13 protein-coding genes are annotated in these 9596 nt (G+C 35.0%); 2 read left to right on the top strand and 11 right to left on the bottom strand.

Translation table 11 applies throughout. From position 1 onward, the window contains the following. Together BMX40_RS19505 and BMX40_RS19500 are read right to left on the bottom strand one after the other, a co-directional pair. On the bottom strand, positions 1–246 hold a 246-nt coding region (locus BMX40_RS19505), incomplete at its 3' end, for a hypothetical protein (RefSeq protein ID WP_425287872.1). A gap of 387 nt (positions 247–633) precedes the next feature. Further along, positions 634–1827: a hypothetical protein gene (locus BMX40_RS19500; RefSeq protein ID WP_090873084.1), complete on the bottom strand. Its 1194-nt coding sequence runs from the start codon at positions 1825–1827 to the stop codon at positions 634–636. A gap of 324 nt (positions 1828–2151) precedes the next feature. Between BMX40_RS19500 and BMX40_RS20475 the strand changes: the two genes are divergently transcribed. Further along, a complete protein-coding gene (locus tag BMX40_RS20475; RefSeq protein ID WP_170840866.1) occupies positions 2152–2295 on the top strand; it encodes a hypothetical protein in 144 nt (47 codons plus the stop codon). Positions 2296–2299: 4 nt separating this feature from the next. Next, positions 2300–2443, top strand: a complete 144-nt coding sequence (locus BMX40_RS20470) for a hypothetical protein (RefSeq protein ID WP_170840865.1) — start codon at positions 2300–2302, stop codon at positions 2441–2443. Between the two features lie 142 nt (positions 2444–2585). Here the strand turns inward: BMX40_RS20470 and BMX40_RS19495 are convergent, their stop codons facing one another. The 9 genes from BMX40_RS19495 to BMX40_RS19455 form a co-directional block, all read right to left on the bottom strand. Next, positions 2586–3041, bottom strand: a complete 456-nt coding sequence (locus BMX40_RS19495; protein ID WP_170840864.1) for a protein-export chaperone SecB — start codon at positions 3039–3041, stop codon at positions 2586–2588. Between the two features lies 1 nt (position 3042). Then, positions 3043–3306, bottom strand: a complete 264-nt coding sequence (locus BMX40_RS19490) for a hypothetical protein (protein WP_090873080.1) — start codon at positions 3304–3306, stop codon at positions 3043–3045. Positions 3307–3337: 31 nt separating this feature from the next. Continuing rightward, on the bottom strand, positions 3338–3973 hold the full coding sequence (locus tag BMX40_RS19485) for a hypothetical protein (protein ID WP_090873078.1): 636 nt from the start codon (positions 3971–3973) through the stop codon (positions 3338–3340). 328 nt (positions 3974–4301) lie between these two features. Then, positions 4302–5637, bottom strand: a protein-coding gene (locus BMX40_RS19480; RefSeq protein ID WP_090873076.1) for an IS3 family transposase whose coding sequence is annotated in 2 segments (ribosomal slippage) — positions 4302–5220 and positions 5219–5637 — 1338 coding nt in all. Because the reading frame shifts where the segments join, the coding sequence is not laid out codon by codon here. A 166-nt stretch (positions 5638–5803) separates the two neighbouring features. Next, positions 5804–6598 carry an N-acetylmuramoyl-L-alanine amidase gene (locus BMX40_RS19475; RefSeq protein ID WP_090873074.1) on the bottom strand — a complete coding sequence of 265 codons (795 nt, stop codon included), beginning with the start codon at positions 6596–6598 and terminating at the stop codon, positions 5804–5806. Continuing rightward, positions 6598–7080, bottom strand: coding sequence for a phage holin family protein (locus BMX40_RS19470; protein ID WP_090873072.1), 483 nt, complete (start codon positions 7078–7080; stop codon positions 6598–6600). Before BMX40_RS19470 ends, BMX40_RS19475 begins: the two co-directional genes overlap by 1 nt. A gap of 35 nt (positions 7081–7115) precedes the next feature. Beyond that, on the bottom strand, positions 7116–7301 hold the full coding sequence (locus BMX40_RS19465) for a hypothetical protein (protein ID WP_090873070.1): 186 nt from the start codon (positions 7299–7301) through the stop codon (positions 7116–7118). Beyond that, complete coding sequence (locus BMX40_RS19460) at positions 7298–7513, bottom strand: hypothetical protein (protein ID WP_090873068.1); 216 nt, start codon at positions 7511–7513, stop codon at positions 7298–7300. The genes BMX40_RS19465 and BMX40_RS19460 overlap by 4 nt, the downstream gene beginning before the upstream one ends. After that, a partial coding sequence (locus BMX40_RS19455) for a phage tail spike protein (RefSeq protein WP_170840863.1) occupies positions 7503–9596 on the bottom strand: 2094 nt, incomplete at its 5' end. The genes BMX40_RS19460 and BMX40_RS19455, both read right to left, overlap by 11 nt.

The following is a 9596-nucleotide window of genomic DNA, read 5'->3' as shown; positions in this document are numbered from 1 at the left end:
TTTATTAGCTGCCAGTACTTTTAAATCTTGAAATTCATCCTTCCTTTCGTTGGTTGCTTTTAGGATATCATTCAACTCGCTGTTCGCTGATTCAATCTTTTGATCTAACTGTTTCAGTTCTGACTCTTTATCTTCAACCTTCCCTTGCAACTCTTCATATTTTACTGCTTCGCCTTCTAGATTTACTGTTTCTTCACTACATGCGACTAAAACCAAGAGCAGTATTACTAATATTATTTTCTTCAACCGATTAACCTCCTAGCACTTTTTATCTATAACTATTTCGACATTAATCTTTATATTCCTTCATTTGATTACTTATCTCATATAGGTCCGTAGCGTGTGGAATCCCCATCGATTCTAATTCTTCGGCAATTTCTCGTAGTTGTAAAAGAAGTTGATCCACGCTACCCCTCCTAGATTAATATGATCAATCCGTACATAAACACACCAACAACACCAAACTTTGTTAAACTTCTTGTATATATAGCAAGCTTTTCGTTATCATAATGTATCGTTAATAACCAACTCCTTTCTATGCTAATATAAAGAAAAAGGTCTAAAGAATGTTATAACATTAATAACATCTTTAGACCTGTTAAGGTTACAGGTTGTACAGTTGTAAAGTAATCACTAGTCACAAACTACTTCAGACCAGTAACCCTCTGTGTATTCGACCTCTGTGTAGTCTCTCTGTGAATCGCTACCATCATCATAGGTTATATCTCCTTCAGATACTTCTACATCCCCAGTTGGAATCCAAACTGCCCCTGGTGCAGGTCGGCAACTTCCACTACCATCTGATGAGCCACTATCATTGGACTCTGAAGTAGATTCGTTAGACTTAGAGTCGTTTGACTTGGAATCACTAGATTTGGAATCGCTAGACTTACTAGACGTCTTAGAACTACTAGACTTGCTAGAACTATCAGACTTAGTAGACTTGCTAGACTTACTAGAACCACTATCGTTTGACTTGCTAGAAGAACTAGACTTATCAGACTTAGTAGTTTCTACTTCATCCTCAATATCATCTTCCTTTGTTTCCTCTTCCTCTTTTTCTTTCTTTTCAATCGCTTCTAAAACACTTGCTAGACGAGTTTCTAAATCCTTACGGACTTCTTTGTTTTTAACTTTTTGTACCTTATCTGCTACATCTTCATATACTTCACGTTCTACATCTTTAACTTCTTCACCATCAGTGAACATCTTATCAACAGATTCCGTAACCTCACCGATTAACTTAACCTGTCCCTTAGCGTCAACTACTAAATCTTTAACACTTTGAACCCAAGCATCTTCATCTACCCCTTCTAAATGCTTACTTTCAAACTGTTCTAACTGTTTATCTGTTAACCCTTTTACAACTGCTTGATTACTTACTTCATCACCATTGATTGCACTTTCTACAAACAACTCATTTAACTCATTTTGAGATTGAAAACGAGTTTCAATACCCCCAAGTAATTCTAAAACCGACTCTTTATCCGTTTTGATTACCTCGATTTCACTTTTTAATTCATCCTCTTGTAAATCAAACTCACTAGAGGAATCCTTTACTTGGTTAATAGAATTTTTTAAATCATCTAATGTTGCTTGAGATAAATCTTTAACAAGGTAACCATTCCCTCCTCCCAGTGAAGCAACTTCAGTGGAAATAGCCTTTAAGTTTGTATTAATTTGTTCTATTTCAGACTTTAGCTGATCAAACTTGTCACTCTTGCTACTTGCATATGTAAGGCTTACCCAAACACCACCGACAAGTATTGCTATTACCACTACCAGTGATGCTATTACTAATCTTGTACTTTTTAACTTTTTAAACATTTTGCTATTATCCTTTCGATTAATTTATATAATAAATGAGTTTTCTAATCCTATTGTACCATTTAATTCCTGATATTCTAAAAAAAGTAATAAAGGTTACATTAACTTGCTTCAATGGATCATGCTAGAACTTTCTTTTTTCCTAGTATACTTTTAATAAGATATAAGCGCTTATTCAGTATATATGCTTATTAATGAAAAAGTAGATTTTGTAAAGGATTATTGAAAGAGAATGTCGAATTAAATACATAGGTATAAAGTTAGTGTCAGTATTTAGTTTTTCATTTAGAAGTTAAGCAGATTGAGAAAGGAAGGTGAACTAATATGAGTGATCAAACAGATAAAGAGTTAGCTGAGGCATGGAAGAAAAAAGTAGACACTGAAGAAAACCAAAAGATAATAAATTCCTTTCTTATCGAAGAAGACTCTTTAGATACTATCGATAGACAAGAAGGATTTAAGGAGTGATCAAATGAGCTTAAAATCATTTCTATACAAAGCATTGAAGTATTCTAATGATGTTAATGCAGTGAAAAAAGGTAAAGTCGGAAAACGTGTTGGCAGAAGAGTAGCTGGTAAGGCTACTGGAAAAGCAATGAAAAAATTGTTTAAGTAATAAAAATAAGCCTCTCATTCGAGGGGCTTTTTAGTTAGCATTTCTACTGTTCAGGCACCATCATTGATGTCCGCTTTTGTTCCTCAATCTTGCCAAAATAGCAGGATTAAAAATGTAAAAAAGCTCACCCTCTATTTTAGGGTTAGCTTTCTTGCATGCTGTATTCTTCTATAGCTAGATCCTTTTTATCTACCAATGCACCAATATTTATTGGAGGTAGAATAATAGGACTTTCACTACCTTTAGAACTTAAATCTGAAACTAAGGATCTCATATAAGGATACAGAATCGCTAATGCATTTTTTTTGTACATATGATCAATAAAATCATCGGATAATTCATCTTCATCTTCATCTTCTGTTTTTATAGAAAATATTCCTGCTATAACTGCTCTAACATAAAAGGAATTTCCCTTTAATTGTTCATCTCCCAATTCAATTTCAAAAAATAAAACTGCTTTTTGTCGGGTTTCATCAAAATAATTTATCCTTAGAGATAGATCAGGAGATACATTCTCAGATTCTAAATCAATTGTCGGATTAAACTTGTAGACTGTTTCTATTACATCGTATTGATTGAATGATAGAGTTGAGTTCATATTATGCAGCTCCAAATCCATCAGTAACAAAATCATTTGTTACGTGTTTAAATTTAATTTTACTCTTTTCTTTATTAACTGTAACGTTAATAGAAATTTCAATTTTATTATCTGCAGAATTATGCTGATAATAATCAACAAAAAGTGTGTCTAATTCAACTTTTTCATCATTAACATATAATCCGGGGGATTGACTTATTTCAACATCTAAACCATAACGTTTAGCCACTTCATAGACCTTTTCTTTAGTGATTTTGTTATTCATTTAAACCACTCTTTCTAATATATATTTAATATTAATCAATATTGAGATGACGTTTATTTCTTTTTGTTCTCTTCCTGATTTTAAAATTCACTTGAGATTTATGCCGTCTTGAGAATATCTTTATAGATTCTTTGTTAATAGTGCCGCAATCCCTTACACACACTTGGACACTATACATCTCTATATCGGATTTTTCCATTATAGGATTTTCCGAAACCATTTTTGGTTGATGATTTAATTTAAAGTTTTTTTGTATTACCTTTATATAATCGGGTAATAGATCCATTATAAAACATCTGAATTTGTGATTACTATACTCTATATCATCGGTATCCGTGCTTACTTTTATACTATAATCACTAATTTCCTGACTAATTTCTTTTATTAGCCCTTTAAACATTAGAATTCCTGCTCTTGTATTTAAATTTAAGAATGAGTGAGAACCAACATTAATATTTGTGCTAAGCACTACTGCTTTTTCTCCGTTTTTTACTTGTTGTAGAGCCCAACTCATCGCTTGCTCAGGGTCGTCTCTAAAAAAATATACTCCTTGACCCAACCAATGATCTTCCCTCTTACTAAATTCATATTTCTTAGTTTCGAAAATATTACTCGCAGCAGTATCATTCGTACCATGAAATCCATTTATTACAACATCATAGCCCATAGGATCTCCCTTTATTTACATATGTAGAATTGTGATGATTGACACATAAAATCCACCTGAGAATTTAATCAACTATAATTGATTAGTCTTTTTAATATTTTCAGAATATTAATCTGATTTCTCGTACATATTAACACTAAATGAAACTAATTGAAAGAAAATGTTACGTGAACGCATTACTTGTAATCAAATTGTAACATTTTTGAAATGAAAATGGAATAAATTAATAATGTGGAAGTTAATTTTTAAGGAAGTTTTTGGAGATGAAATTAAAAAGCCTCAACTGTTTCTAAAGTGTACCCTTTGTAAAGGACTTTTTAAAAAAAGACTATGCTACACTGGAAAGATGATTCCTGTATTGTACAGGGGTCATCTTTTTTAAATTCCACTGGTATCTGTAGTTGTTGTAATAAGTCATATAACTCTTAATTTCACGCTTTAGTTCATCTAGTGATTCACAAGGCTTAATATATGCTTCATCTTTGAAATGCCCAAAAAATGATTCTTGTGGGGCGTTATCCCAACAATTTCCTCGTCTTGACATGGATTGTCCTAACCCATATTTCTTAACCATCTTTTGAAAGAGTGGATTTGTATAATGAAACCCTTGATCTGAATGGATGAAGGCTCCGTCAGCTAACTTTACTCTTCTATTTTTTTTCAACTTTAAAAGCGTGTCTGTTGCGATATCTAAAGTGATACGATCAGAGACGTTATATGCTAATATTTCATTGGTTGATCCATCTTTAATCGTGGACAAATAGACTTTCTTACCCTTTCCATAAAATAAATAAGTAATATCTGTAAGTAATACTTTTCCTGGAATGTTCTGTTTAAATTGCCGGTTTAACAAGTTAGGTAATGTTCTATGTTCTTTTGTTGCTTTAGCCATCCTTCTGTATGGATTTGCTTTTCGGAGAAGGCAAACAATCCCATACTTTTTCATGATTCTTCGTATACGTTTTAAGTTATAAATGATGTTAAACTGGTTCTGCAACACCATTTTGATTTGACGTGCACCTTTCTTTCTCTTCTTGAAATGAAAAGCTTTTAGTACCATTTCTTTAAGATTCTCGTCTCGCTTATCTCGTTGTTTTCTTCTTTCTTGTGACTTCGTCGAGAAATAATTATAGTATCCAGAACGTGATACACCAGTCACTGTACATAAATAGCGAACCATATTCTTTAATTTGTACTTTGTAATAATAGATTTAATGAGTAGAAACTTTTGTTCAGCAGCTAACTTTTTTCTTTTTCTTCATCCTCCTTTCCATCATTTCGAGCTTTTTTAGTAGCTCATTTTCTGCTTTTAATAAGTTATTTTGAGCTTCTAATCGTTTATACTTCTCCTCTAGAGAGAGCTCTTTTTCGCTTGGTCTTCCTGAGTTATGTTTTCTAGTATCTTCAAGGTCACTCACGCCACTTTTTTTGTATGCTTTACGCCACCTTTTGGCTGATGATTGAATACGATCCTTTCCTAAAACATCAAGATCAAATCCATATTCTTTAAATATCTGTGAAGGGAATTTCCCCTTTTCATTTTCAACAATAAATATCTGTTTAAATTCTTCACTATAGGTAATTCCCTTTTGACTAACAGATCGTACATATTTGTTTTTTGATAACAACTTAATCTCTTTATCTGTAAAGACCTTATTACTCATATTAAATTTCCCCATTTTCTCTATTTTTTCTAATTATACACAAAAAGACCCTATAGAGAGTCTTTTTTAAAGTGTCTTCTCTATAGGGTACATTTTATTCCGCAGCCGGGGCTTTTAAAAACTATTATTATCCAAAGTATTTTATTAAGATTATTTTATTACTATGTTATTTCTTCGCTTTTCTATCTTCAATAGTGGCAAACTGTTCCCGTGTTAATGGATGATGCGGTCTTTCACCATTTAATAAACCTTTTTCCTTTGCGCGTTCCCATGCTTTAGCGTGTGTTGGACTTGGCTCGTTAGAATCAGACGGTTTATTTGGCTTTTTATCTAATTCTTTCTTCAGTGCTGCAATTTCTTTCTTCAATTCTTTATATTGATCCACGGTTAATTCCCCTTCCTTTTTAGGCGTGTTATAGGCAATCCCTAATATAGAGCACCATTCTTTAACTACTGCTTCAGCAACTTTATAAAAATAATCTTCATTTTTATAGAAATTATGATCCGCTTTGTTATCGATAAAGCCATACTCTACAATTGTTGTTTGAGTGCTACCAGTTAGACGATGCATATAGTAGTAATCTCCGCTCTTGCCTCTACGACTAAACACTCTGCGTAATGGAAGACCGCTGGCGTTTTTAATAGTATCAGCCAATTGGGTAGCAATGTCATCATTGGCATAGATTGAATGGATTGTTTCTATGCCTCTTGCTTTACCATCAAATGCGTTGAAATGATTACTCATGCAATAGTCGTACTTATTTTTAATTAGGTTAGCTCTAGGTGTACTATCGATTGTTTTGTCATTGGTGCGAGTCATATGAACATCAGCACCTAATTCTTTTAGTCTGTTGAATTGATATTTGGAGATTTTAAGAGTCCAATCCTTTTCTTTAACCCCAAATCCACTAGCACCGTTATCAGAACCTCCATGACCTGCATCAATAATTAAACTAGGCATTATTTATCACCTCCTTTATCGGTCTTTCTGATATTTGACCTAGCAATCTTGGATTCTAATTCTTCTTTAACCCAATTTGATAGCTTAGTAAGTATCGCTTCAGGTACCCATTCACCCCAACCAGCACGAATAGAATTAGCTGTCATAGATTGAATGACGTGATACAGAATTCCGATTGACAAAATACCAAAGAACACTCCTGGTAATCCAAACGCCATATCTAATAGGTGACCGCCTGCAGGTAAAAGTAAAATAAAAAAAGTACGGAAGACTCCATCTATCCCGTACTTGCTTGCATATGTTTTATCCTTCTTAGATGCCCTCGTCCCTGAAATCCAATCCATGACAACAAAAAAGAGAAGGGCTGTCATTAAATACTTCACTACATCACCTTCTCCATATAGATATTCAAATGTCGGAACTAAAAATGCTCCGCTTATAGCTGCAAAAAACTTGTCTGCAGATGTGATCAATTTCTCCATAATAAACCTCCTAATATTGGTCATAAAAAATACGCTTACTCTGTAGCGTTTTCTACCTTTTCCTTATTCTCATACGCATCTACAAGGTCTTTGTACTTTCTGTTTTTCTCTTGCATCCCCCTTAGTTGCACGGCCAACATAGCATTTTCTTTTTCAAGTAAGGCCATACGGTGCGTTAATTCATCTATGACCTCGCTCGCTTCTAATTTTGGTGCATTCATGAAGTTACCCCCAAACTATCCCTTAGTTTTTCTTCAGCAATGGCTGTTAAGCTTTCATTACTTTTATTTCCTTCATACTCTTCAGCAGTTAATGTGTATCCACCTGAAAGGTTATCGAAATGCTCGTCTACGCAATTGAAAGGTACAATGACATCTTTTAAATTATTTTCTCGGTCGTATCTAAAGTTAACGGATATAATATTAATCTTCACGATTTTCCACCATCCTCAAGCGTTCATTTAGTTCTTGTATTGCTTTCCATGCAAGAGCAGCCATTTTATACGGCTCTACGCCCTCACCAGTTAAACCGACAACCCAAGCAGGTGCATCCTCAACTATAATACCTACATGTGGGAATTCCTCATCTAGCTCATTATTATATTGATACTGCTTCATTGGAGTTGAGGCAATCATATCAGTAGCGTTTTCTTCCCACATTTGTATATTCTTTTTAAACTGACTGCTTGATAATTGTTCGATTATGTTAGCTGCCACTCTATTTTGTGAAATGGTTACACTTCCGTTTGGAGCGTCAAAATATCCTCCACTATACCGGAATGCTCCACCTAACGATAAGTAGGTTGTGGATGTATCATAGAAACTAGGAGAGTCCCCACTATGATAATATTGGTTATCCTCTAAATAACCTCGTGTAACAATTCGATTATTGAAGTGATCGCTTCCGATATAAGCATAAACCGTATCTAATACAACGTCCCCTGATCCTCCTGCTGATACGTATACATTGCTATCTCCTGGTTCAACAAACACTCCTCCATTTGCGGTAGTGGTTCCAAAAAACAACCCTCTTTGTCTTGAAGTACCCTCTTGACCTACGTGTATTTGATCACCAACTCGCAAATCCGTTGTTACATCGATTGTGCTATTAGAAGTAATTCGTGCCCCAACTAAGTCCCCAACGAACGTACCGTCAACACTGTTTAGCGTTCCAGTAATAGTTACGTCCTGAAAAGAACCTCCTATTGCCGTAATATCCTCTACAGTCAAATTAACAAAGGTTGCATTAGCGCCGAGTAACGTACCGGTAATTGTTGCATTTTGGGCTGTTAACGTACCTCGTAGTACTGCGCTATCCATTGCGACAACGCCCTCAAAATTACCACTATAATCCTGTGGGTTGTCGATTGTATCTTGGATGAGATTTTCAGCATCTTCTAGATCTATCTTACTTTGTTCTAATTCTTCCTTTGCTGCGTCGATACGCTCTTGTGCTTCGTCAATAGCCTTTTGCGCTTCACTTAATAGATCTTGCTTGGTTGGTTTCTTATCCCAGTTCCCCTGTCGATCATTCACGATCTGCTCAACATTATCAAATCGCTGAGATAAATCATACCTTGCACGGAATTTACCAAGTGTTGCTTCAGAAAGTTTACGATCATTTAGATTATGTCTATACTCTATAACGGAAGTTTCTGCCTCTACAGCTGGATAAATCCGCCGATTGACTGCATAGGTTGTATCTCCTAGGCGAACTGTTTCATGAGGTAAATCTAATATCTCCGCCAGTTGAAGCACGTTAATATCATAAGTATCATTGGACTTAGTAATCTCCTGGAGTCTGTTCCAAGTATTTAAGAGCAATTCGGCAGGGTCTTCTTCTTGGCCGTCATAGAATCCAAACTTATGACGTGTACCTTGTTGATACCCCCATTTAACTAAAGCATCAGGATCACCTACCCATGTTTGACCTAGAGGTTTATCAACTGGATCACCGTTAGCTTTAGACCATTCAACATCTGCAAATGTTAATCTTGGGCTGTCATTTTCACCACTTGCCCCACGACCATATAAAGCAGTTTTAACAGTAGTAGAGTCAATAATGCGATTCGTTGAGATGATGTCCTTGCCATCTTCCCAACGCTTACCTGTATTAACACCTCGTTTTCTAACAGCATCTAAATAACGTCTTGTAACACGATTACCCTTTACATCAACTCTAAACCTACGTTCTGCCCCAAAGATGTTAAGTAATTCATACACCGCCTGCTTTACAGACATGTTTTTCAGTGATACGGGCTTTTCACCCATATATTCTACTTCGCCGACTTCAATACGTGTTCCCTGTAATACTGCAGAAAGAGCTGTTGACAGATCAACGCTTGCTTGAACATACTCAGTTAGAAATTCGTCAATGAGTTCATACTCTCCACCTTCAGCTTCAATAATCTTGAATGTGCCGTTGATGTCGTCCATATCCTCAATAATTCGAATGATAAACTCCATAAAGTTACCGTCAGCATCCTTGGTTATAACGCGGCCATCGTTTTCGATTAA

Source organism: Oceanobacillus limi, from assembly GCF_900111445.1.
GTDB lineage: Bacteria > Bacillota > Bacilli > Bacillales > Amphibacillaceae > Ornithinibacillus > Ornithinibacillus limi.
The sequence above is the reverse complement of the archived record's forward strand: the minus strand, read 5'-3'. Positions and strand labels throughout refer to the sequence as shown.

Coding starts and splice junctions, on each gene's coding strand:
- BMX40_RS19495 (WP_170840864.1), bottom strand. CDS start 3,041: ATGAACTCAACTCTATCATTCAATCAATACGATGTAATAGAAACAGTC.
- BMX40_RS20475 (WP_170840866.1), top strand. CDS start 2,152: ATGAGTGATCAAACAGATAAAGAGTTAGCTGAGGCATGGAAGAAAAAA.
- BMX40_RS20470 (WP_170840865.1), top strand. CDS start 2,300: ATGAGCTTAAAATCATTTCTATACAAAGCATTGAAGTATTCTAATGAT.
- BMX40_RS19500 (WP_090873084.1), bottom strand. CDS start 1,827: ATGTTTAAAAAGTTAAAAAGTACAAGATTAGTAATAGCATCACTGGTA.
- BMX40_RS19490 (WP_090873080.1), bottom strand. CDS start 3,306: ATGAATAACAAAATCACTAAAGAAAAGGTCTATGAAGTGGCTAAACGT.
- BMX40_RS19475 (WP_090873074.1), bottom strand. CDS start 6,598: ATGCCTAGTTTAATTATTGATGCAGGTCATGGAGGTTCTGATAACGGT.
- BMX40_RS19465 (WP_090873070.1), bottom strand. CDS start 7,301: ATGAATGCACCAAAATTAGAAGCGAGCGAGGTCATAGATGAATTAACG.
- BMX40_RS19485 (WP_090873078.1), bottom strand. CDS start 3,973: ATGGGCTATGATGTTGTAATAAATGGATTTCATGGTACGAATGATACT.
- BMX40_RS19470 (WP_090873072.1), bottom strand. CDS start 7,080: ATGGAGAAATTGATCACATCTGCAGACAAGTTTTTTGCAGCTATAAGC.